Raw genomic sequence first — 24,413 nt, forward strand, 5'->3', positions numbered from 1 at the left:
AAAAAATAAAATTAATGAAAAATTTTACAATCAGACCTACACTTGTTGTGTTATCTACTCTTGCAGTTGCTTTTTTTCTTTTGTCATGGGGAGTTATAGGACATGAACGAATCAATAGAGCGGCAGTAATGGCACTTCCAAAACCATTACAGACTTTTTTTTACAACCATATTGATTTTATTACGCAAGAATCTACTGTTCCAGATTTGAGAAGAAATGTTTTGAATGATAAAGAAGAACCACCACGTCATTATTTTGATATGGAAAATTTTGGCGCAGCAGCAGCTTTGCCTAAAACAATGAAAGACGCTAAACTGAAATATGATGAGAAATTTTTGAATAAAAACGGAATATTACCTTGGTACATTCAGGATATGATGGTGAAACTGACTAAAGCATTCAAGGACAAAAGAAAAAATGAAATCTTATTTATCGCCGGTGATTTAGGTCATTACATTGCAGATGCGCACATGCCGTTGCATACATCAGATAATCACGATGGACAAAATACCAATCAAAAAGGAATTCACTCTTTATGGGAAAGCCGTTTGCCAGAGTTATTTGCTAAAAATTACAACTTGAATGTAGCACAGGGAAAATATTTAGAGGATGTAGACAAAGCAACTTGGGATATAATTTTTGATACCCACAGTTTAGTGGAACCACTATTGGCTACTGATAAAAAATTAAGAATTGCAACTACAGAAAATAAAATGTACGTAACAGATGCAGCTGGTAATGTTGTCAAAAACAAATATGGCGGAATGTTATATTCTGATGAATATGCAGCTAAATTACACACCGATTTAAACGGAATGGTCGAACAACAAATGAAAAAAGCCATTACAGCTACAGCAAGTTTTTGGTACACGGCTTGGGTAAATGCAGGAAAGCCAGATTTAAGTACTCTTGATGCTGCTGAACTTACCAAACGCAACAATAAAAATTTGAAAAAGGATTTAAAAATTTTTGAAAAAGGAAATCTTTTTGGTTTAATAAATGAAAAAGAATAATCAATAAATTTATAATTAACAAACGGGTGTGAATTTAATCGCACCCGTTTTTTTAATTGATTTGTTGATCTTTCTTTTCCTTCAACATATATGAGGCCGTTTGAAAGTACGCTATTGTTTCATGTACTAAATCTGTTCTTTCTTTAGTTAAGAGTATCTGATCGTAAAAAATTTGAAAATCAGAACTTACTTTCTGATTTGGTTTTAACGATAATTGAAATTGTTTGACTTTCTGTTTGGGTGAAATTATGGTCAAAATATTGTCTTTTATTAATCCTAAATCCTGATACGTAGCAATCAATGCTCTGGGTTTGTAATTCGGTTGTAAAACATCCTGACCATAAAATTTGCTTTGATAATCAAAGTTAAGTAAGCCAAATACCGTTGGCATAACATCAATTTGTGACATTAAGTGCGTATATTTTTGAGGTTTTATAAAACCAGGACTGTAAATCATTGCCGGAATCCTGTATTTATCTGCTGGAAGTTCTGTTTTTCCTGCACTGGAAGCACAATGATCGGCTAGTATTACAAAAACGGTATTGGTAAACCAAGGTTGTTTTTTGGCCATTTCAAAGAATTTTTTCATTGCATAATCTGTGTATTTTACACCGCCATCACGAGATTTTGCATCACCTGGAATATCAATTTTACCATTTGGATAAGTGAAAGGTCTGTGATTGCTCACGGTCATAATATGATTAAAGAACGGCTTATCAGCAGCTGCTTCTTTGTTCATTACTTGAATTGCTTTATTATACATGTCTTCATCACAAACGCCCCAAATATTAGCAAAAGTAATTTCATTTGGTGCAAACGTTTTTTTGTCAACAATTTCATAATCATTTCCTGAAAAGAAATCTTCCATATTGTCAAAAAAAGCATCGCCTCCATACATGAATTTTACGGCATAGCCTCTTTGTTTGAATAAATGTCCCGTTGAGAATTTATTTTTATTGTCTTCACGTTTCACCACACTTTCCCCAGCGGTAGGCGGTAAACATAAAGTAACGGCTTCAAGACCACGAACCGTTCTATTACCTACAGCATAGAGGTTTGTAAAAACTAAACTTTTGGTTGCCAAACTGTCTAAAAATGGCGTAATATTTTTTTCGTTACCATACATCTTCAAAAACTCCGCACTGTAACTTTCGATTGTTATCAGTACCACATTTTTATGATTTTCCGCAGCTTCATTTTTTATTTGTCGCAACGTTGTCTCTCCTGAAATAGAAGGAATTTGTTGCTTTAATTGTGCAAATGCTTCGCTATTCGGAATTGTTTTGTAAAATTTAAAATAATCCAGTTCACTGTGCATAAATGCCAGATAGAATTTATAGATACCATTGGCTTGTAGTTCATTTGCAAAAACATTTTGAGATTTTTCTTTAGCGGACAAAAATGGTATCGCTAGCAAAGAAAGGCCAATCAGCACTACATATATTCCAGACAATTTTATTTTTTCTACTAAACCAGGAATGTTTTCAATATAGTTTTTTGATTTATTTACAATGAGATACGTTATTATCCCTGCAATAATAAAGAGTGCTGAAAACAATGGGATTACAGGATACGATTCCATAATATTTCCAAGAACTTCATTGGTGTACACCAAGTAATTTACTGCGATAAAATTGTATTTTACGCCAAATTCATTCCAAAAAAAGTATTCGCTGATTCCATTTTGTAAAATTAAAATCACGTAAAGAAAAATTACAAATGTGAACAACCAAAACCTGATTTGGTTTCGGTATTTTGGAAGGAAAAGTAATAATCCAAACAAAAATGTCTTTATTGCTACAAAACTTATTGCAATTTTGGGTAAAGCACTGCCATATTCATTGAGTATGGTTTTTCCGGATGAAACATAAAGCAATAGAGCGACTAATAATCCTAAAACAATATAACTGTACGGTTTTAAATATTTACAATTGGATATAAAAATGAGGTAAAGCCATAAAAATCCACTGAGTAAAACAAAAATAAAAAAGTCAGATATAAACCCAAACACAAAAAGGGACAGTGTATCAGTCCAAGAAAATGATGTTTGTGTTATGGGATGAAAGTAGAGGACAACTCGTAAAAAAAAGCTTACGGTAATGTAAAAGAGCAATAAAAAATAGAAAGGTGACGATTTTTTAAGAAAATTCATTGTGCAGTTTTTGTGAACAAAAGTATGCATAATTTTCACCTTTCTTTTAAGAATTGCGTACTGTTTTAAACGAAGCTATAAAGTAAAAAATTAGTAACAGGAATGTTTGCAAAAGCTGAAATTATAACTGCTATCGAAAAAGGGATGACAATTCCATCTGAAGCTATAATGACAGAAAACAACAAAAATTTCGTACTTTTACTGCCGAATCAAAAAAACGAAGATCCATTTAAGTAAGTTGATGTCAAAGTTAACGAGAAATCGAGAAAATTTGCCGAAACACTTCTTAGTACATTAATTAATACTTCTTCAAGAATTTTAAAAAAAGCTGTTTTCGATTTAACTAATTAATTAAATACAAATAATATGAATGATGCTCATTTACACATGGTTGTAAACCATTTTCCTTTAATCGGAACCATTTTTGGAATTGCAATTTTAATTGCAGGAATGTTTTTGAATAATATTTCGGTTAAAAATACGGCTTACGTTGTGTTCATTACTGCGGCTATTTTTGGAGCGCTCAGTATGGGAACAGGCGAAGGAGCAGAGGAGATGGTTGAGGATTTCCCAAATATTGGTAAAGCTATTATTCATGAACATGAAGAATTAGCAGAAAAATTGGCGCTTTTATTATACGCTCTGGGAGGTTTATCTCTCTTGACTTTATTTTTAAGTTTCAGGAATAATTCTAAAGAAAAAGTAATTTCGTTTTTGATTCTTGGTTTGGGAATTGCAAGTCTTTTTTTACTCCAAAAAGTAGGGACAACCGGAGGTGAAATTCGACATACAGAAATTAGAGACGTTCCTGTTGGTTCCAAAACTGTAAATGAAAATTCAACTATTAATAAAGAATACAAAGAGGATGTTAAATAAATTTAATTTAACAAAAATTAATATTTAAGTTAGAATAAAAATTGCTTTTTAATTAATTTATCTCTTATATTTGCAAAAGAATTTAATTCTAAAAGACACACAAAAATGTTTACAAATCAATTGCATCATCATCATTTTCATTATTGCTCTCAAGCGATGTGTTAATAATATGTGTGTAAATCATCATATTCTAAAAACCCGTTTGAGTACATCAAACGGGTTTTTTATTACCCAATATTTGTACTCAATCAAAATATTTTAAACAAAACAAAAAAGACAAAATGAGTACATTAAAAATTGCAATTCAAAAATCAGGACGATTAAACGAAGACAGCATTCAAATTTTAAAAGACTGCGGTATTTCTATAAATAATGGAAATGATCAACTAAAAGCATCAGCAACAAATTTTCCGTTAGAAGTTTTATTTCTTCGAAACTCTGATATTCCTCAGTATTTAATTGATGGCGTTGTAGATGCAGCTATTGTTGGAGATAACCTTTTAGTTGAAAAAGGGAAAAATATTATAATTGCACAAAAATTAGGATTTTCAAAATGTAAAGTTTCTGTTGCTGTTCCAAAAACGTTCGAATACAATTCATTAAAAGATTTAGACGGGATGCGTATTGCAACATCGTATCCGAATACAGTAAACGATTATTTCAGTTCTTTTGGACTAAAGGTTGATATTCACCAAATCTCAGGTTCGGTAGAAATTGCTCCAAATATAGGTTTAGCAGATGCAATTGTCGATATTGTTTCCAGTGGAAGTACTTTATTTAAAAATAATCTGAAAGAAGTAGAAGTTATTTTGCAAAGCGAAGCGGTGTTAGCTGTTTCCCCAAAAGTCACTCCAGAAGTTCAAAAATTAATAGATACATTACAATTCAGAATTGAATCCGTTTTAAGGGCCAGAAAATCAAAATACATTTTGATGAATGTTCCTAACGATAAAATTGAAGCTATTGGTAAAATTCTTCCCGTTTTACGAAGTCTTACCGTACTACCTTTGGCACAGGAAGGCTGGAGCAGTGTGCACTCGGTAATTGATAAAGACAGTTTTTGGGACGTGATTGATCAATTAAAAGAAGCAGGAGCCGAGGGAATTTTAATTTGCCCAATCGAAAAAATGGTACTATAAGAGTTTTAAATTTTAAAGAATTTTATCTGAAAATTCATTGTGGACTTTGCTTTTAAAAATAATATCATGAATAAAATATACAATCCAAAACCAGAAACCTGGACCTCCATTTTAGAACGACCTACAAAAACTGTTGATGATATTGAGGCGACAGTAAAAGAAATATTTAAGGAAGTACAAAAAAAGGGAGATATTGCTGTGGCAAAATATACATCACTTTTTGACGGTGCTAAAATAGATACAATTGAAGTTACTAAAGCTGAAATTGAACAAGCCATTGCATCAATTTCTACAGATTTAAAAGAAGCGATTTCACTTGCAAAGTTAAATATTAAAAAATTTCATACAGCACAAAAAACGAAAAGAGTAGCAGTAGAAACAATCGAAGGAGTTAACTGTTGGCAGGAAAAAAGACCGATTCAAAAGATAGGTTTATATATCCCTGGAGGAACAGCTCCATTATTTTCGACAGTATTGATGTTAGCCGTTCCTGCAGAAATTGCAGGTTGTAACGAAGTTGTTTTATGTTCTCCTCCGGATAAAAATGGCGCTATAAATCCCGCAATTTTATATGCTGCAAATTTATGTGGCGTAACCAAAATTTTGAAAGTAGGCGGCATTCAGGCGATTGCAGGAATGACTTTTGGTACGGAAACGATTCCTAAGGTATATAAAATTTTTGGTCCTGGAAACCAATATGTTACGGTCGCTAAACAATTGGCAACGCAATTTGGAGTGGCAATCGATATGCCGGCTGGTCCTTCGGAATTATTGATCGTAGCCGATGATACTGCTATTCCGGCTTTTGTAGCCTCTGATTTGTTATCACAGGCAGAGCACGGAGCTGACAGTCAGGTAATTTTAGTTTCTACTTCCAAAAAATTAATTGATGCTGTTGAGAATGAAATACAAATCCAAATAAAAGCGTTGCCAAGAAAAGCCATTGCTGAAAAAGCGATTGCTAATTCTAAATTAATTTTTGTCGAAAATGATAAAATCGCTTTGGAATTAATAAATGAATATGGACCGGAACACTTTATTATTTGTTCTGAATTTGATGATTTTTACAGCAATGGCGTTTATAACGCTGGCTCTGTGTTCATAGGAAATTACACTCCTGAGAGTGCTGGTGATTACGCTTCAGGAACGAATCACACCTTGCCAACCAACGGTTATGCCAAGAATTATAGCGGTGTAAATCTCGATAGTTTTACTAAAGCGATGACTTTTCAAAAAATAACTGAAAAAGGAATACAAAATATCGGCAGAGCAATCGAAATTATGGCAGAAGCAGAAGGTTTACAAGCACACAAGAATGCAGTTACATTACGATTAAAAGCGATTCAAAATGGGAAATAATTTCGATATAAATAATTTGGTTAGAGAAAACGTAAAGCAATTGAAACCATATTCTTCGGCTCGTGATGAATTTGAAGATTTTGACACTAAGGATATGATTTTTTTGGATGCCAATGAAAATCCTTTTGAAAATGGTATAAATCGGTATCCAGATCCACAACAAGTTAGTGTAAAAGAGGTTTTGGCTAAACTAAGAAATGTCAAAACAAATCAAATCTTGCTTGGTAATGGAAGCGATGAAGTACTGGATTTGTTATTCAGAGCATTTTGCGAACCAAAAAAAGATAATGTAATTACTTTGCCTCCAACCTACGGAATGTATGGCGTTTTGGCAAATATTAATGCCGTAGAAAATAAAGAAGTCTTGCTTTCAGAAGATTTTCAACCTCAAATTGAAAAAATTATAGAAGCTATCAATTCAACCACCAAAATAATCTTTTTGTGTTCGCCAAATAACCCAACCGGGAATTCTTTCTTGGATGAAAGCGTAGTTTATTTACTGAAAAATTTTAACGGCCTAGTGGTGATTGATGAGGCGTATATTGATTTTTCTAAAAAAGATAGTTGGATTAATGAATTAGATGAATATCCAAATTTAGTCATTACCCAAACGTTATCTAAAGCATATGGATTGGCTGGAATCCGATTAGGAATTTGTTATGCCTCTGCCGCAGTGATTAAGGTTTTAAATAAAATAAAGCCCCCTTACAATGTGAATGAACTTACTCAAAAAAAAGCTTTGCAACGTTTAGATAATTTAGAACAAATAAAAGCTGAAATTAGCTCTATTATTGAGCAAAGAGAAGAGTTACTTAAAGTATTACTTAATGTAAATTTTGTCGAAAAAATTTATCCGACAGAAGCTAATTTTATTTTGATAAAAGTGGATGATGCCAATAAAAGGTATGATGAATTGATTGCAAAAGGAATCGTAATTAGAAACAGAACAACCCAACCTTTATGTGATAATTGTTTGCGTTTTACTGTTGGAACTGAACAAGAAAATATGAAATTAATTGAGGTTTTAAAACAACTTTAAATCTTCAACTTTAAACTTTTTTAATGAAAAAAATACTTTTTATAGATCGTGACGGAACAATGGTTTTAGAACCAAATGATTATCAATTGGATAGTTTTGAAAAATTAGAATTTTATCCAAAAGCTTTTCAATACCTTGGAAAAATAGCTAACGAACTGGATTTCGAATTGGTGATGGTAACCAATCAAGATGGTTTAGGAACTGATTCGCATCCGGAAATTAACTTTTGGCCCGTGCATAATTTAATTATGAAAGCTTTTAAAAATGAAGGCGTTGTTTTCAAAGAGGTATTAATTGACAAAACATTTCCACACGAAAATGCAGCAACGCGCAAACCAGCAATAGGTTTGCTGACAAAATATATTAATAATCCAGAGTATGATTTAAAAAATTCATTCGTCATCGGAGACAGAATAACAGATGTGGAATTGGCCAAAAACTTAGGTTCAAAAGCGATTTTTATCAATACGGACGAAGAATTAGGCGGTGATGAAATATCCTCCAAAAGACACGAATTGGAAGATGTTATTACCTTGCAAACTACGGATTGGAAAACCATTTATGAGTTTTTGAAATTAGAAGAACGTTCCGCTTCAATAGAGAGAAAAACAAACGAAACGGATATTTACATCAACGTAAACCTGGACGGAACAGGAAAAAGTAAAATTGAAACCGGAATTGCTTTTTTCGACCACATGCTGGACCAGATTGCACGTCACGGGCAAATGGATTTAGAAATCCTTGTGAAAGGAGATTTAGAAGTAGATGAACACCACACGATTGAAGATACAGCGATTGCACTTGGAGAAGTTTTTGCAAAAGCATTAGGAAATAAATTAGGTATTGAACGTTATGGTTTTTGTTTGCCAATGGATGACTGCTTAGCCCAAGTGGCTATTGATTTTGGAGGCAGAAACTGGCTGGTTTGGGAAACCGAATTCAAACGGGAGATGGTAGGAAAAATGCCAACAGAGATGTTTTATCATTTCTTCAAATCCTTCTCGGATGGTGCGAAAGCCAATATCAACATCAAAGCCGAAGGAACAAACGAACATCACAAGATTGAAGCCATTTTTAAAGCTTTCGCCAAAGCAATAAAAGTAGCCGTAAAGCGGGATACCGAAAAGATGATTTTGCCAAGTACGAAAGGAATGCTTTAATTCAGTCGAAAGACAAAAGTCTTAAAGTCTAAAAGTGGTTCGGTACTGACTTTATGACTTTTGACTTTACAACTTTAAGACCAATATAAATGAAAATAGTAATCATAAATTACGGCGCAGGAAACATTCAAAGCATTATGTTTGCCATCGAAAGATTGGGATTTAAAGCAGTTTTGAGCAATAATCCGGACGAAATTAAAGCAGCCGATAAAGTGATCTTTCCAGGCGTTGGAGAAGCAAGTTCAGCAATGAAAATGCTTTTAGAAAGTGGTTTGAATTCATTGATTCCAAACTTAAAACAACCCGTTTTAGGAATTTGTTTGGGTATGCAACTGATGTGCAACAAATCTGAGGAAGGGAATACAAAAGGTTTGGCGATTTTTGATGTTGATGTGATCAAATTTACGCCAAAAGTAAAAGTGCCACAAATGGGCTGGAACCAAATTTACAATTTGAAATCAGACCTGTTCAAAGGAATTGCCGAGAATGAATACATGTATTTGGTCCATAGTTTTTATGCTCCTCTTTGTACAAAAACTATTGCCACAACTAATTACGAGCTAGAATATTCCTCAGCATTAGAAAACGAAAATTTTTATGGAACTCAATTTCATCCCGAAAAAAGTGGTGACGTTGGAGAGCAAATTCTTGGTAATTTTTTAAAATTATAAATTAAGTTGGGTCTTTATGACTTTTGACTTTTACACTTTAAGACTTAAATAAATGAGAATAATACCCGCAATAGATATTATCGACGGAAAATGTGTTCGCTTGTCAAAAGGGGATTACAATACCAAAATCATATACAATGAAAATCCTCTTGAAGTGGCCAAATCATTTGAAGCGCACGGAATAGAATACCTTCACTTAGTTGATTTAGATGGCGCAAAATCAAGCCAAATTGTCAATTATAAGATATTAGAACAAATTGCTTCTAAAACCAAACTGAAAATTGACTTTGGTGGTGGATTAAAATCCGATTCCGATTTGAAAATTGCTTTTGAGAGTGGTGCCAATCAAATTACCGGCGGAAGTATCGCAGTAAAAAACCGAGCAGTTTTCGAGAAATGGATTGTAGAATATGGCGCTGATAAAATTATTTTGGGAGCAGATGCCAACAATGAAAAAGTAGCAGTTTCTGGTTGGCTGGAGGATTCGAATGAAGATTTGATTCCCTTTATACAAGAGTATCAAAAAAAGGGAATTCAGTATGTAATTTGTACCGATATTGCCAAAGACGGCATGCTTGAAGGACCATCATTTGATTTATACGCGAAAATTTTGGCGGAAGCCAGCGGTATAAAATTGATTGCTTCAGGAGGAATCTCAACTTTTGATGAATTACCAAAGCTAGCTGAATTGGGTTGTGAAGGAACAATAATTGGTAAGGCCATTTATGAAGGACGAATTTCGTTGAAACAATTGGAACAGTTTATAATTAGTAAATAGTCAAACTCAAAGCTTAAATTATGATAACTTGTTACGTAAAATATATTATTGACCCTTTTCAATTGGATATTTTTGAAGAGTATGGTAAAAGATGGATTAGATTAGTCAACCGTTTTGGCGGGCAGCATCACGGTTATTTTTTGCCGTCTGAAGGCGCAAATAATATAGCATTTGCAATGTTTTCGTTTCCTAGTTTATCCGAATACGAAAATTATAGAAGGCTGATTTTAGAAGATCAAGAGTGTATAGAAGCCTTCAAAATTGCAGAAGACACGAAATGTATATTGAGTTATGAACGAACCTTTTTACGTCCTGTTTTTGAATAAAAAAGATTTTAACAACAACTAAAATGCTTACAAAAAGAATTATTCCCTGTCTTGATATAAAAAACGGAAGAACCGTAAAAGGTGTTAATTTTGTGGACTTGCGTGATGCAGGAGATCCAGTGGAATTGGCCAAAATATATTCGGATGAAGGTGCTGATGAATTGGTTTTTTTGGATATTTCGGCAACGGAAGAAAGACGAAAAACCTTGGTTGATTTGGTACGAAAAGTCGCTTCGACGATTAATATTCCGTTTACCGTTGGTGGTGGAATTTCATCTGTCAGTGACGTAGAAATTTTATTGCAAAACGGAGCTGATAAGGTTTCCATTAACTCATCTGCAGTGAAAAACCCGCAGTTGATCAATGACTTGGCACAAAAATTTGGTAGCCAATGCGTTGTTGTCGCGATTGATGCCAAACAGATAGATGGACAATGGATTGTTCATTTAGTGGGCGGAAAAGTGCCAACTGAATTGAACCTGTTTGATTGGGCCAAAGAAGTGGAACAAAGAGGTGCAGGTGAAATCCTGTTTACCTCCATGGACAATGATGGAACTAAAAACGGATTTGCAAATGACGCTTTGGCAAGACTTTCGGAATTAGTTAATATTCCTATAATTGCTTCGGGAGGAGCAGGAAATATTCAACATTTTGTAGATACTTTTGTGGTTGGAAAAGCCGATGCAGCATTGGCCGCAAGTATATTTCATTTTAAAGAAATTAAAATTAAAACATTAAAAACAGCCCTTAAAAACAATAATATAGAAGTCAGAATTTAGATATTTCCATTACGACATTCGACTTTTAAACTTTAGACTAAAAAAACATGAACATAGATTTCTCAAAAAATACAGATGGATTAATTCCCGCAATAATTCAGGACAGCGAAACTAAAACAGTTTTAATGTTAGGTTTCATGAATGCCGAAGCGTACCAAAAAACTGTTGAAACTAAAAAAGTAACATTTTATAGTCGCACAAAACAAAGACTTTGGACAAAAGGAGAGGAAAGTGGCAACTTTTTGAATTTGATTGACATCAAAAATGACTGCGATAACGACACGTTATTGATTCAAGTGAAACCAGATGGACCAACTTGTCATAAAGGTACCGATACGTGTTGGGCGGACGAAAATACAGCACATTATGGCTTTATTTCGAATTTAGAACATACAATTCAACTTCGAAAAGAAAATGCAGACTCTGAAAAAAGTTATGTTGCCTCATTGTTTAAGTTAGGGATCAACAAAATTGCACAAAAAGTAGGAGAGGAAGCGATAGAAGTAGTTATTGAAGCCAAAGATGATAACGATGATTTGTTTTTAAGCGAAAGTGCAGATTTGCTTTTTCATTATCTTATTTTATTACAAGCCAAAGGATATAAGCTGAATGACGTCGTTGAAGTATTAAAAACACGTCAAAAATAGAAATTTCTTTTAAAGAATTTACATCAATAAAACCCAATAGTAAATGAATATACTATTGGGTTTTTCTTTTTTCTTTTATTTCAAATGCCAATCCCCTATATTTACTATTATTTTACAATTAAAAGTCCCCAATGCAAGTGATGAATTCAGATAATACCATATTTCCAGAACAGATAAATAATTCAATACTAAATACAGGTCTACATATAATCCTTACAACAGATGAAGATGATTCAAGACCGGTATATATTTCAGGAAATTTTAATAATTGGCTTACTCAGGACAAAGAATTTATGATGGAGAGAATGGGTATTGGTTTATACCATTATAAATTTCACCATGATTTTGATTATCCTGCAGCGCTTTTGTATAAATTTACAAAAGGTGATTGGAGTGAAGTAGAAATTGACAGCCATGGTAATCGAACAGAAAATCGTTCGACGCTTAATCATACTGGTGTTCAAAAAGAACATGTAGCAAGATGGAGAAAAAATTGGTTGCCGTTTAAGCAATCTTTTTTACCACAAGTTCAGCTGATTTCAGATGAATTTATAATTCCACAGCTCAATACAACCAGGAAAATTTGGGCTTTATTACCACATGATTACGATAACTCAAGCGAGAGCTATCCGGTGATGTATTTGCAGGATGCCCAAAACTTATTCAATGAATCAGCCGAATTTGGCAATTGGGAAATTGATAAAAAATTGGCGGTAATGTCAGAATATAAAATTGGTAAAATTATTATAATCGCCATTGAACATGCGGAAGAGGATCGTGTACAAGAATACAATGTGGGTAAAACAGTATTAGGAAAAGGACATGGAAAAAAATACATCCGTTTTTTAACGGATACACTAAAACCATACGTAGACAGTAATTTTAGAACTAAAAAAGAACGTGAATTTACCGGAATTGGAGGAAGTTCTATGGGCGGATTAATCACTATTTTTAGTGGATTGAGAAACCCGGAAGTTTATGGTAAATTAATGATTTTTTCGCCGTCGCTTTGGGTAGTTCCTGAACTTAAAATTAATTCGAAAAAGGCCTATTCAGCAGATACAAAAATCTATCTTTATGCTGGGGGAGATGAAAGTAAAACCATGATTGAGGATGTAAAAAGTTTTAAAGAAAATCTACTTTTGAGTGAATTTGTAAAAGTCAAATCGATGATTAATTTAAGCATTAATAGGCAAGGAAAACATAATGAAACTTTTTGGAGTGATGAATTTCCCAAAGCAATAGAATGGTTATTTTTTAATACAAAAGAATCGTAAATATTCTATTTATCCGGTCTCAACTAAAGAAAACGTACTGCATTTATATGAATCAATCCATTGCAGACAAAAATTAAACGATCAAATGAAAACAAATATAGTACAAAACATAACTGATTTTTCAGGAACAATTTTGATTCCGGTTTATGAAACGTATTCAAAAAGTATTGTTCCTATTGTGTACAATGGATTGGAAATTAGTTCAAAAGTTTTTTTTGGAAAAAAAGACACGTACTATTTAGTCGAAAAAAATAACAACACCTATATTTTTATTGGCTTAGGAAAAGAGATAGATTATAAATCATTAAAAACTGCTTTTCGGCGGATTTCTTCGAAACATAAAGATAATTTTAGTTCAAATGTAGCGTTAGTTGTATTGGAACAATTTACTGAGGATCAGGTTGAAGCCATGGTTTCGGGACTGCTTTTAGGAACTTATAATTTAGGCCATTTTAAATCGGATAAAATTGAGCATCCTTTTTTAGATCCTGATTTCATTTTGAATTTGGTTTCTGAAAAAGATTATTTGGCTATAGCCAAAAAAGGAATTAAAATTGCCAAGGCACAATTAGCAACTTATAATTTGGTCGACTTGCCTCCTAATACTGTTACTCCAAAATATTTGGCAAATTGGGCTAAGGAGACTGGAGTAAAATATGGATTTGAGGTAGAAATTCTTGGTTATGAAGCGTCAAAAATAGCGGGTCTAGGCGCATTTTTGGCGGTAGGAAAAGGTAGCGAGAATGAACCCCAATTCATCATAATCAATTACACTCCTGTAGTGGAATTAAAGCAGCTAAAACACGTTGGATTAGTAGGGAAAGGAATCACCTTTGATACCGGTGGACTAAATATAAAAACAGCGGGAATGGTTCACATGAAATGTGACATGGCTGGTGGCGGTGCAGTTTTAGGTGCGATGCAATTAATTGCCGACCTGCAGTTACCTGTTAAAGTAACCGCAATTGTTCCCTGTGCCGAAAATTCTGTTGATGCCAAATCGTTTTTGCCGAGTGATGTGATTCACAGTTACAGCGGACATTCAATAGAAATCATTGATACAGATGCCGAAGGCCGACTCGTTTTAGCCGATGGATTATCGTATTTGATTAAAAATTATAAACCGGAATATATCGTTGATATTGCTACACTTACCGGAAGCAGCGTGGGGACTTTTGGCTATGAATGTGGTGCTTTGTTTACCAATAATGCCGAAATGGCTAAAAAATTACAAGAAAGCGGCGATGCAATTGGAGAGCGTTTGTGGCCTTTACCGCTTTGGGATGCCTATAAATCAGATATTGAAAGCGATATTGCCGATGTGAAAAATTATAGTGGAAAACCCGTTGCCGGAGCAATAAGCGCCGCAAAATTTTTAGAATATTTCACCCAAGAACACAAAGCTTGGGCACATCTTGATGTTGCAGGTGTAGCTTTTGGCGATGATGAATTTGCTAAAAGTAAACATGCCACAGCATATGGAGTTCATTTATTAACTAAATTTATTGAAAATCTATAACGTATGGAAAACTCTAAAACATTCCTCTGTATTTCAAATTATTTTAAAGGTGCCGATTTTTTAATTAATTTAAAGAAGTTAGGAAACAAAGTTTATTTAGTGACGAGTGAAAAACTGAGAGACAAACCATGGCCACATCAATATATTGATGCAATATTTTATATGGAAGGCCAAGATGTAGATTGGAATTTAGAACATCTTTTGTTAGGTGTGGGTAATTTTATGAAGTCCACTAAAGTTGATGCCATTGTTGCCTTAGATGATTATGATGTCGAAAAAGCTACGTACCTTAGGGAAAACCTGCGCATTGATGGGATGGGACAAACTACGGGACGTTATTTTAGAGATAAACTCGCCATGCGCATGAGAGCGAAGAGTTGCGGAATTCCAATTCCTTCTTTTTGTTCATTATTTAATGATCCTGATATTAATACTTTTGCGGACACGATTTCAGCGCCATGGGTTTTGAAACCACGATCAGAAGCTTCGGCAACAGGAATTATAAAAATACATGACAAAGAGAGTTTGTGGATTCATATTAATGAAATGGGGAATAATAGATTCAAATATCTATTAGAACAATTCAAACCTGGCGATGTGTATCATTGTGATAGTTTGATTTCAGACAGTAAAGTAATTTTTAGTTTATCTTCAAAATATTTAGCCACACCAATGGAAATTTCTCAGGATGGCGGTGTTTTCCGTTCGGCTAATATTAAATACAATTCAGGAGATGATATCGCGATAAAAAAGTTGAATGAACAAGTGATGAAAGGCTTTGGATTGAAACATGGTGCAGCACATACGGAGTTTATAAAAAGCAAGGAAGATGGTCAGATTTATTTTCTGGAAACTTCGTCAAGAGTAGGAGGGGCACATTTAGCCGAAATGGTTGTCGAAGCTTCCAACATTAATTTATGGAAAGAATGGGCGGCAATTGAAGACGCCTTGGTAAAAAAAAATAAATACGCTTTACCAAAAGTAAAAAAAGGATATGCGGGTATCGTTTTGACTTTGTCAAAATTCCAGCATCCTAATTTATCTTCGTTTTCAGATCCGGAAGTTTGCTTCAAAGTTCCATTAGAATATCATGCAGGATTGATTGTAAAATCGGAGAAACAGCAAAGAGTTTTAGGCCTGCTAGAAGATTATGGCAATCGATTAGCCAATGATTTTACTGCAGTAATAGAACAAAACAAAGTAACTAACTTGCATTAAATACTACCACTAAACTAAAAAAAAGCGACTATTTCAGTGGAGATAGTCGCTTTTTTATTAAAGTTTACTTAATCTACAAGTGAATAAATTTTTATATCTTGAACAAAATTTTTATAATAAAATAACGGTTTCTATCTCTCTCTCATGAAAAAAATAATTTTGATATGTAGCTTATTAGCAATAATTAGTTGTAAATCGTATGATAACGCCAGTTTAATTGAGTCTCAAAAACCGGCTCAAAATGAATATTACACCATTGCTTTTGGTTCCTGCGATAACCAGAAGATTAAAAATGAACTGTGGCCCGCGATAGACAAAAATTATCCATCAGTTTGGATTTGGGGAGGTGATAATGTATATTCAGATACTGAAGATATGAATCTTCTTCAAAGTAATTATGAAATTCAGAAACAAGATCCTGATTATCTCAAGTTTATTGTAGACAAAACAATATAAGGAACATGGGATGATCACGATTATGGCGCTAATGATGGTGGGGAAGAATATCCTTTGAAAAGAAAAAGCCAACAATTATTATTAGATTTCTTAGAGACTCCAAGGAATGCTTCAGAGCGAAAAAGAGATGGAGTTTATACCGCTAAAACTATTGTTGTAAATGGCAATAAAATAAAAGTCATTGTATTGGATTCCCGTTTTTTTAGAACGGCACTGACCAAAGCCACCGATTTAAATAAGCGTTTTAAACCCAATAAATATGGTGAAGGTACTATTTTAGGGAAGGAGCAATGGACATGGCTGAAAAAAGAACTTAGCAATTCCAAAGCACAATTTAATGTGATCGTCAGCAGCATTCAGTTTTTATCTGGTAAACACGGATTTGAAGCATGGGGAAATTTTCCTCATGAAATAGAAAAACTAGAGAAACTGATTGTCTCGACGAAAGCAAAAGGCACTTTTATAATTTCTGGAGATCGCCACATAGCAACTTTTTCTACTAAAAATGTCGCAGGTTTACCCTATCCGTTAATAGATTTTACTTCAAGTGGATTGACTCATACGTACGCTTCTTTTTCAGGGGAAGAAAACCCGTATGTTAAAGGGGAAGTAGTTAAAGAGCTGAACTTTGGACTTTTAAAATTTGATTTTAAAAACAATAAAGTGATAATGGAAATTCGTGGAAAAGAAAATAGATTATTACAACAATATGTCCAAATATATTCTAAAAAATGATTTTTAGAATGCTATATTTATAAAGTTTATTTTTGCTTAAAATGATTAATTATGAAAAAAAAGTTAGGTGTTATTTTGATTATGTTTCTATTTTTTAATGGTATAACTGCACAAGGTTTATTAAATAAATCAGCGCAAATATTCACGAGACAAGATACTTTGCGCGGGAGCATCACAAAAGAAAGAGTGTGGTGGGATGTAAAATTTTACCATCTCAATATTAAAGTAAATCCTGCAGATAGCACAATTACAGGCTCTAATACAATAAAATATAAAGTTCTTCAGGAGTATAGCACGATGCAAATTGACTTACAAAATCCTATGGAAATTTTTAAAGTCATTCAAGATGGTAAAACTTTAAAATATAGAAGGGAAGGAAATGCATTTTTTATTGAATTAATTGCTCTTCAAACAAAAGGTGCAATAAAAGAACTGACTATACATTACGGGGGAAAACCAAAAGTTGCTGTAAATCCACCTTGGGATGGAGGAATCACTTGGAAAAAAGATAGTAATGGCAATCCATTTATTGCTTCTTCTTGTCAAGGATTGGGAGCCAGTGTTTGGTGGCCAAATAAAGATCATATGTATGATGAAGTGGATGCTATGTTGATTAGTGTAAATGTTCCGAAAAATTTGACGGATGTGTCCAATGGCCGTTTAAAAAGCGTTACCAACTTAAAAGACGGAACAAAAACCTTTAATTGGTATGTCTCAAATCCAATCAATAATTATGGTGTAAATATAAACATAGGAGATTATGTTTCATTTTCAGAAAAATATAAGGGAGAAAAAGGCAATTTAGATTGCAACTATTATGTTTTGAGAGACAATTTGGCGAAAGCCAAAAAACAATTTCAAGATGTTCCAAGAATGCTAAAGGCTTTTGAACATTGGTTTGGTCCTTATCCATTTTATGAAGACAGTTACAAATTGGTTGAAGCTCCGTATTTAGGAATGGAACATCAAAGTAGTGTAACGTACGGAAATGGTTTTCAAAACGGCTACCGAGGCAGGGACTTAAGCGGAACGGGTTGGGGATTAAAATTTGATTTTATTATTATTCATGAATCTGGACATGAGTGGTTTGCAAATAATATTACGTATAAGGATATTGCTGATATGTGGATTCACGAAAGTTTTACAAACTATTCCGAAAGTCTTTTTGTCGAATTTTACTATGGAAAAGATGCTGGATTTGAATATGTTAGAGGAACCAGAAAAGGAATAAACAATGACAAACCTATTATTGGAAACTACGGTGTTAACAATGAAGGATCGGGGGATATGTATTCAAAAGGAGCGAACATGTTGCACACATTACGTCAAATAGTAAATAATGATGAGAAATGGAAAGGAATTTTAAGAGGTTTGAACAGTACTTTTTATCATCAAACCGTAACTACAAAACAAATTGAAGATTATTTAAGTCAGCAAGTTGGAATCGATTTATCGACAGTTTTTAATCAGTATTTAAGAGACACCAGAATACCTACACTGGAATATTTTTTCAAGGATAATCAGCTGGGGTACCGCTGGACAAATTGTGTAGCTGGTTTTAATATGCCTGTGAAAGTAATGCTGAACGGAAAAGAAGAATTGTTGCAACCGGAAATAAAATGGAAGAGTGTTCCAGCAAATACTGAAAATTCAAAATTAGAAATAGACAAAAACTTTTACGTCGCCAGTTTTAATATAACGGAGTAAATCCAAAAATTAAGACCTGAATTTTATGATGGTATGTTCAATTTTAAAGAAAGAATGAAAACTTTTATGGTTTTCCTAAAAAAAATAAAACCACAGAAATGAGTGCGTTGCGTAAAAAATTATTAAGCGATGGGAAGTATAAATAAAAAAAGGGATATTTAATATATCCCTTTTTTATAATTATTTAAAAAAAACCAACTTAGATTAAATTTTTCTTAATGTAATTAAAACTTGTTACCGCAGATTCTATTGGATTTGGTTTATAGTTTGATTCGTGCTCCAAAAAGAAACGTTTCATTCCAGCAAGTTCAGCTTGAGCAAAAATCGATTTGAAGTCAATTGATCCAGTTCCTATTTCTGCATTCCAATCTGGATTACTTTTATCCATATCCTTTACATGCCACATTGAAAAACGTCCCGGATATTTTTTGAATAATTGCAGCGGATCATTTCCAGAGCGTACTACCCAGTATAAATCCATTTCAAAATCAACTAAGTTTTTATCAGTTTCATTTAATAAAATCTCATATCCATTGGTTAAACCAAATTTTGTGAATTCGAAATCATGATTGTGATAGGCTAATTTCAAACCTCCTGCTTTACAAAGTTCTCCTACTTTATTAATTTGCAAGGCTAATTTTTTATAGGCATCACCAGTAGTTCCGCGCAATTCTGAAACGATATATGGCACCGTCACATATTCACTTCCTAATTGATTTGCTGTTTCAACATATGATTTTACAAGATCAGTGGAACCATTTTTGATCATCGAATTGAAATCAAAATGATTACTTGTAGCTTTTAAACCATTATCGTCAAGCATCGATTTAAAATCACGTACTGAAGTTCCAAAAAAGCCTTTATCAACTGAATAACCAAAAGTTTCTACTTCTGTAAATCCAGCTTTTCCAACTTGAGTCAAAACGCCTTTAACATCTTTTGGTAACGTATCCCGAAGTGTATATAATTGAATTCCTATGGCTCTTCTTTTAGAGTCAAAAGCAAATGAAGGAGCAATGGCTAATGCGCCTAACGCTAAACTAGCATTAATTAAAAATTCTCTTCTTTTTATCATGGTTTATTTTTTAGATTAGTTAAATATCACAAATTGCAATAGCCTGCTTCAAAGAAGCTAGTTTGTCCGGGTTTTTAGGTACAAATTCTTGTCCTACATAACCTTTAAAACCAGTTTTTGCAATTGCTTTCATTATTGCCTCATAATTTAATTCTTGTGTATCATCAATTTCATTTCGTCCAGGAACGCCGGCCGTATGATAATGTGCAATATACTGATGATTGTCTCTTATGTTTCTAATCACGTCACCTTCATCAATTTGCATGTGATAAATATCGTACAGAAGTTTAAAGTTTTCAGAATTCAAGCGTTTTGCTAATTCTACTCCCCAGGATGTTCTGTCACATTGGTAATCTTTATGATCAATTTTGCTGTTTAGCAATTCCATTACTAGAATCACATTATGTTTTTCAGCCAATGGAATTAGTTTTTGCAAACCAATAACACAATTGTTCCAACCTTCTTCATCAGTTATTCCTCTTCGGCTTCCGCTAAAGCAAATTAGGTTTTTATAACCGGCTTTGGCAACCAGCGGAATCATTTCGATATAATTTTTTAAGAGTGTCTCATGAAATTTAATATCATTGAAACCATCCACCAAATTAATCTCCGCACCGTTGCACATGGTAGAAACAAGATCATATTTCTTCAAGGTTGGCCAATCTTTAGGACCCACTAAATCAATCCCAGTAATTCCCATTTTTTTTGATTCGATGCACAGAGTATCTAAATCTATGTCATTAAAACACCACCGAGAAACGGAGTGATTTATATTTCCTTTCAATTTACCCAATTGTGTTTCTGTTTCCTTTTTTGGCATAGCCAAAGCAGAAAATCCAGAAGGAATTCCCATTGCAACTGTTCCGGCTACTATTCCTTTTATGGCAGATCTTCTATTTAAATTAGTACTCATTTTTAATTTTTATACAGCGGAAGTGGATTTTTCTACTTTGTTTTTTTCATTAAATAAAAGTGCAAAAAGTAAGAAAACAGCAAACGCAATTCCGGCAGGAATTATCCAAACCATTTCCCAATTTATTGCTCCATCAACCATTTTATAATTATCTGTGATCCAACCTGCAACAGCAAAACCAATCAACATACCAACTCCATAAGTTGCTAATGTGATTAAACCTTGAGCGGCACTTTTATATTGTTCTCCCGCTTTTGAGTTGGTATAAATTTGACCTGATACAAAGAAAAAATCATAACAAATACCGTGTAAAGCAATACCTATAATAAGCATGAAGCTTAAATCTCCGCCATTACCATAAGCGAATAAAACGTAGCGAATTGCCCATGCAAGCATACCGATCAAAATCGTTTTCTTGAAACCAAAACGGGTAAAAAATACCGGAATTAATAATAAGAATAAGGCTTCAGATATTTGACCTATTGCCATTTTCCCCGTTGGATTTTCAACACCTGCTTGTGTCAAAAAAGGATGTGCATTTTGGTAATAGAAGGCAAGAGGAATACAAATCAGGATTGAGGATATAAAAAAGATAGCGAAGTTTTTATCTTTAAGCAACTTTAAAGCATCAAGACCAATAATATCTCCTATTTTTATTTTCTCGCCACTCACTTTTGGTGGCGTTTTTGGTAATGAAAAACTAAATACTCCTAAAATGAAAGCGGCTATTCCTGCTAAAAGGAACGTGTTTTTAAGAAATCCTTCAGAAATTGCTTCCGCAGAATCCCAATGAAATATAAAACTAATAGACAATCCGGCTAAAATCCAGCCAATTGTTCCCCAAACTCTAATATTTGCAAACTCTTTCTCGGGATCTTTCATTTGATTAAAAGAAACTGAATTGACTAATGCTAATGTTGGCATGTATAAAATCATGTAACTCAGAACGTAAGTATAAAACATCCCAACCTCTTCCGACTGATACATTTGATACATTAAAAACGCTCCAATAAGATGAAGTATTCCTAAAATTTTCTCCGCATTAAAATAACGGTCAGCGATTAAACCTATAATAAAAGGTGCAATAATTGCTCCCCATGATTGTGTAGAAAAAATTGCGGCAGTTTCTGATCCAGATGCTTTAAGATTATTCCCTAGAAATGTACCAAGGGTTACAAACCATGCGCCCCAGATAAAAAATTCTAGGAACATCATGATGGATAATTTAATTCGGATCGTGCTATTCATTGGTTAATTGGTTTATTTTTTTGGTTTTAGTTAATTTTTAATGTTGACCAGTGTATTACATTCCGGCCTCACATCCAGTTGTAATTTTCATAGTATTCCATTCTTTTATCTGAATGTTTCTAAACCATACGTTATTTCCGTGATCTTGTAGTGCAATTTTACCTTTTTTGAATGCAGCAAAACCAGGCCAAGAAGCAAATTTACTACCTGCTACCAATGTTTTAAAATCAGCATCCCAGAGTGTAGTTTCAACTACTTTTACTCCATTCAGTAACATTGTCAGTTTTCCGAATTTACATACAACATCAACAGCATTCCATTCTCCAACAGGTTTAACAGGCTCTGAAGTACTTTTTACTAAATCATACAAATCTCCTGAACGGTGTTTTTCAATTTTTCCATCAGGGTGATTCTCATTATCTAATACTTGCATTTCTAAACCTGTTTCATAGGTATTTTTGAATTTTGCCAAATCCTCTTTGACATAGAAAATAATCCCACTATTTGCATTTGCAGCCACTTTCCATTCTAATTTTAAATGAAAATTCGTATATTCTGCATCCGTTACAAGATCACCGCCTTGACCGTTTTTGGCCGCAGTAGGATCAAAATGCAACACACCATCTTCAACTTTCCAACCCGATCCCGCAGTTGTTTTTCCGTAACTGTGCCATCCTGATGTTGATTGTCCGTCAAATATTGATTTAAATCCTCTGGCTATTGGTGCTTGTTGTGCATTTGCGGTTTGAATCATTAGTATAATAATTAATAAAGTACAAATATTTTTAATCATTTTTAAGTTTTTAAATTATTAGGTAATCTTGTTTATAAAGTTAAAGCTTTCCAACCTTGGCGATAGTCCCGTTTCACAAATTGATTAACTTCGTCAAAATTGGTTATTCTCATGGCATCATTATCCCATAGTAATTTTGCTGAACGGCCTGGATACACTTCTTCTCCAAGCTCTTCTCTCATTACATCATATCCTCTGATAGCAAGATTTGCCATCAATAATGCTTCTGTTAATGGACCGGCAATTTCAAAAGGAGAACTTAACTCTTTTTTTCCATAACCTGCAATTGCAGCTTCGACCCATTGCTTGTAATGTCCTTCGGAACCATCGATCACTCTTGCATATTTTTGAGCAACTTGTAAATTTTCATTTTTACTTAGAGGAAGCAAACGAGGATTTAAACCATAGGTGTCACACATCATTTTTCCTTTCGTACCTGTGAACAATGTTCCATTTCCACCATCTCCAAAGATTTCATTTGAACCTAATTCAGAAGGTCTTTCAGGTTGGATTCCTCCATCCATCCAGTGCACAGCTATGTCACCATTTGTTTTATCAGTTTTTGGAAAAGTTAATGTAACATGACTAGAAGGTGGACAACTCTCCGGAAAATACCCTCTTTGAAATTCATCTACATATACAGAACCTACACTACATTGTACATCTTTAGCGTATTTTAAGTTTAATACACTAAAAGGAGCTTCTAGTAGGTGACAACCCATATCTCCTAAAGCACCAGTGCCATAATCCCACCATCCTCGCCAGTTGAAGGGCACTAATTTATTTACATACTCTTTGTAAGGAGCAGTTCCCAACCACAAATCCCAATTTAATTCACTTGGAACGGCGGCTTTATTGGCAGACCACGGAATACCTTGCGGCCAAACCGGGCGGTCTGTCCATGCATGTATCGTATGAACATCGCCTATTAGACCCGCATCATACCATTCTTTCATTATTCGAGTACCATCATTTGAAGAACCTTGATTTCCCATTTGGGTAACCACCTTATATTTTTTGGCCGCATTTGTCAAAATACGAGCTTCGTAAATATCATGTGCCATAGGTTTTTGAACATATACATGTTTCCCTAATTGCATAGCAGCAAGCGCTTGAATAGCATGGTTATGGTCCGGAGTTGAAACAGAAACTGCATCGAAATTTTTATGTTCTTTGTCTAACATTTCGCGCCAATCGGTGTAAAATTTAGCTTTAGGAAATGCATTTACACTTGCAGCGGCTCTTCTGGTATCCACATCACATAAAAAAGAAATATCAGCTTTACCACTGTTGGCAAACATAGCGATATCAGATTTACCTTTTCCTCCAACGCCAATACTGGCTATTGATAAACGATCGCTTGGTGCAACGAATCCTCTTCCTAAAACATGTCGTGGGACAATCATAAAAGCTGCGGCAGCTATAGCTGTTGTTTTTATAAAATCACGACGGTTATTTGTGTTCTTATTTTCTTCTTCTTCTTGTTTCATTTATTTTTAATCTAGTTTAGTTAATAGCAATAAAATTGTGTCA

The 24,413-nt window shown here is 33.8% G+C and carries 24 protein-coding genes; 18 read left to right on the plus strand and 6 right to left on the minus strand.

The window, feature by feature from the left end; genetic code table 11:
• Positions 1–14 precede the first annotated feature (14 nt).
• Complete coding sequence (locus ACNQGJ_RS07220) at positions 15–1,013, plus strand: zinc dependent phospholipase C family protein (RefSeq protein WP_417971529.1); 999 nt, start codon at positions 15–17, stop codon at positions 1,011–1,013.
• A 52-nt stretch (positions 1,014–1,065) separates the two neighbouring features.
• Here the strand turns inward: ACNQGJ_RS07220 and ACNQGJ_RS07225 are convergent, their stop codons facing one another.
• Complete coding sequence (locus tag ACNQGJ_RS07225; protein ID WP_417971531.1) at positions 1,066–3,165, minus strand: LTA synthase family protein; 2,100 nt, start codon at positions 3,163–3,165, stop codon at positions 1,066–1,068.
• A gap of 102 nt (positions 3,166–3,267) precedes the next feature.
• Here ACNQGJ_RS07225 and ACNQGJ_RS07230 point away from each other — a divergent pair, with 102 nt between their 5' ends.
• The 17 genes from ACNQGJ_RS07230 to ACNQGJ_RS07310 all read left to right on the plus strand — a co-directional run bounded on the left by ACNQGJ_RS07230 (position 3,268) and on the right by ACNQGJ_RS07310 (position 18,851).
• Entirely contained in the window at positions 3,268–3,402 is a 135-nt protein-coding gene (locus ACNQGJ_RS07230; protein ID WP_417971533.1) for a hypothetical protein, read from the plus strand.
• Between the two features lie 129 nt (positions 3,403–3,531).
• A complete protein-coding gene (locus ACNQGJ_RS07235; protein ID WP_417971535.1) occupies positions 3,532–4,041 on the plus strand; it encodes a hypothetical protein in 510 nt (169 codons plus the stop codon).
• A gap of 281 nt (positions 4,042–4,322) precedes the next feature.
• A complete protein-coding gene (gene hisG, locus ACNQGJ_RS07240; protein WP_417971537.1) occupies positions 4,323–5,180 on the plus strand; it encodes an ATP phosphoribosyltransferase in 858 nt (285 codons plus the stop codon).
• Between the two features lie 66 nt (positions 5,181–5,246).
• Positions 5,247–6,539 (plus strand): histidinol dehydrogenase, encoded by a 1,293-nt coding sequence (gene hisD, locus ACNQGJ_RS07245; RefSeq protein ID WP_417971539.1) that lies wholly within the window; start codon positions 5,247–5,249, stop codon positions 6,537–6,539.
• Positions 6,529–7,578 carry a histidinol-phosphate transaminase gene (hisC, locus tag ACNQGJ_RS07250; protein ID WP_417971541.1) on the plus strand — a complete coding sequence of 350 codons (1,050 nt, stop codon included), beginning with the start codon at positions 6,529–6,531 and terminating at the stop codon, positions 7,576–7,578. The genes hisD and hisC overlap by 11 nt, the downstream gene beginning before the upstream one ends.
• 23 nt (positions 7,579–7,601) lie before the next feature.
• Positions 7,602–8,738, plus strand: a complete 1,137-nt coding sequence (gene hisB, locus ACNQGJ_RS07255; protein WP_417971543.1) for a bifunctional histidinol-phosphatase/imidazoleglycerol-phosphate dehydratase HisB — start codon at positions 7,602–7,604, stop codon at positions 8,736–8,738.
• An 89-nt stretch (positions 8,739–8,827) separates the two neighbouring features.
• Positions 8,828–9,409 (plus strand): imidazole glycerol phosphate synthase subunit HisH, encoded by a 582-nt coding sequence (hisH, locus tag ACNQGJ_RS07260; RefSeq protein WP_417971545.1) that lies wholly within the window; start codon positions 8,828–8,830, stop codon positions 9,407–9,409.
• 52 nt (positions 9,410–9,461) lie between these two features.
• Complete coding sequence (gene hisA / locus ACNQGJ_RS07265; protein ID WP_417971547.1) at positions 9,462–10,187, plus strand: 1-(5-phosphoribosyl)-5-[(5-phosphoribosylamino)methylideneamino]imidazole-4-carboxamide isomerase; 726 nt, start codon at positions 9,462–9,464, stop codon at positions 10,185–10,187.
• Positions 10,188–10,207: 20 nt separating this feature from the next.
• Positions 10,208–10,513, plus strand: coding sequence for an NIPSNAP family protein (locus tag ACNQGJ_RS07270; RefSeq protein ID WP_417971549.1), 306 nt, complete (start codon positions 10,208–10,210; stop codon positions 10,511–10,513).
• A 23-nt stretch (positions 10,514–10,536) separates the two neighbouring features.
• Positions 10,537–11,292 (plus strand): imidazole glycerol phosphate synthase subunit HisF, encoded by a 756-nt coding sequence (hisF, locus tag ACNQGJ_RS07275; RefSeq protein ID WP_417971551.1) that lies wholly within the window; start codon positions 10,537–10,539, stop codon positions 11,290–11,292.
• A 47-nt stretch (positions 11,293–11,339) separates the two neighbouring features.
• Entirely contained in the window at positions 11,340–11,939 is a 600-nt protein-coding gene (hisIE, locus tag ACNQGJ_RS07280) for a bifunctional phosphoribosyl-AMP cyclohydrolase/phosphoribosyl-ATP diphosphatase HisIE (RefSeq protein WP_417971553.1), read from the plus strand.
• Positions 11,940–12,079: 140 nt separating this feature from the next.
• Positions 12,080–13,216 (plus strand): alpha/beta hydrolase, encoded by a 1,137-nt coding sequence (locus ACNQGJ_RS07285; protein WP_417971555.1) that lies wholly within the window; start codon positions 12,080–12,082, stop codon positions 13,214–13,216.
• An 85-nt stretch (positions 13,217–13,301) separates the two neighbouring features.
• Positions 13,302–14,735 (plus strand): leucyl aminopeptidase family protein, encoded by a 1,434-nt coding sequence (locus ACNQGJ_RS07290; protein WP_417971557.1) that lies wholly within the window; start codon positions 13,302–13,304, stop codon positions 14,733–14,735.
• Between the two features lie 3 nt (positions 14,736–14,738).
• Entirely contained in the window at positions 14,739–15,953 is a 1,215-nt protein-coding gene (locus ACNQGJ_RS07295) for an ATP-grasp domain-containing protein (protein ID WP_417971559.1), read from the plus strand.
• 144 nt (positions 15,954–16,097) lie between these two features.
• Positions 16,098–16,409, plus strand: coding sequence for a metallophosphoesterase family protein (locus tag ACNQGJ_RS07300; RefSeq protein WP_417971561.1), 312 nt, complete (start codon positions 16,098–16,100; stop codon positions 16,407–16,409).
• A 54-nt stretch (positions 16,410–16,463) separates the two neighbouring features.
• Positions 16,464–17,144 (plus strand): alkaline phosphatase D family protein, encoded by a 681-nt coding sequence (locus tag ACNQGJ_RS07305; protein ID WP_417971563.1) that lies wholly within the window; start codon positions 16,464–16,466, stop codon positions 17,142–17,144.
• A gap of 51 nt (positions 17,145–17,195) precedes the next feature.
• Positions 17,196–18,851: a M1 family metallopeptidase gene (locus ACNQGJ_RS07310; protein WP_417971565.1), complete on the plus strand. Its 1,656-nt coding sequence runs from the start codon at positions 17,196–17,198 to the stop codon at positions 18,849–18,851.
• Between the two features lie 199 nt (positions 18,852–19,050).
• Here ACNQGJ_RS07310 and ACNQGJ_RS07315 read toward each other — a convergent pair whose 3' ends face one another.
• The 5 genes from ACNQGJ_RS07315 to ACNQGJ_RS07335 are packed head-to-tail and all read right to left on the minus strand — an operon-like array spanning position 19,051 to position 24,370.
• The gene (locus ACNQGJ_RS07315) at positions 19,051–19,926 is read right to left on the minus strand and encodes a sugar phosphate isomerase/epimerase family protein (RefSeq protein WP_417971567.1); all 876 of its coding nucleotides are present in this window, start codon (positions 19,924–19,926) and stop codon (positions 19,051–19,053) included.
• Positions 19,927–19,945: 19 nt separating this feature from the next.
• Complete coding sequence (locus tag ACNQGJ_RS07320; RefSeq protein WP_417971569.1) at positions 19,946–20,839, minus strand: hydroxypyruvate isomerase family protein; 894 nt, start codon at positions 20,837–20,839, stop codon at positions 19,946–19,948.
• A 9-nt stretch (positions 20,840–20,848) separates the two neighbouring features.
• Positions 20,849–22,087: a nucleoside permease gene (locus ACNQGJ_RS07325; protein ID WP_417971571.1), complete on the minus strand. Its 1,239-nt coding sequence runs from the start codon at positions 22,085–22,087 to the stop codon at positions 20,849–20,851.
• A 55-nt stretch (positions 22,088–22,142) separates the two neighbouring features.
• Positions 22,143–22,880 carry a 3-keto-disaccharide hydrolase gene (locus ACNQGJ_RS07330; protein WP_417971573.1) on the minus strand — a complete coding sequence of 246 codons (738 nt, stop codon included), beginning with the start codon at positions 22,878–22,880 and terminating at the stop codon, positions 22,143–22,145.
• 32 nt (positions 22,881–22,912) lie between these two features.
• A complete protein-coding gene (locus ACNQGJ_RS07335) occupies positions 22,913–24,370 on the minus strand; it encodes a Gfo/Idh/MocA family protein (protein ID WP_417971575.1) in 1,458 nt (485 codons plus the stop codon).
• Between the last annotated feature and the right edge of the window lie 43 nt (positions 24,371–24,413).

Source organism: Flavobacterium cryophilum (assembly GCF_048286555.1).
Taxonomy (GTDB): Bacteria; Bacteroidota; Bacteroidia; order Flavobacteriales; family Flavobacteriaceae; genus Flavobacterium.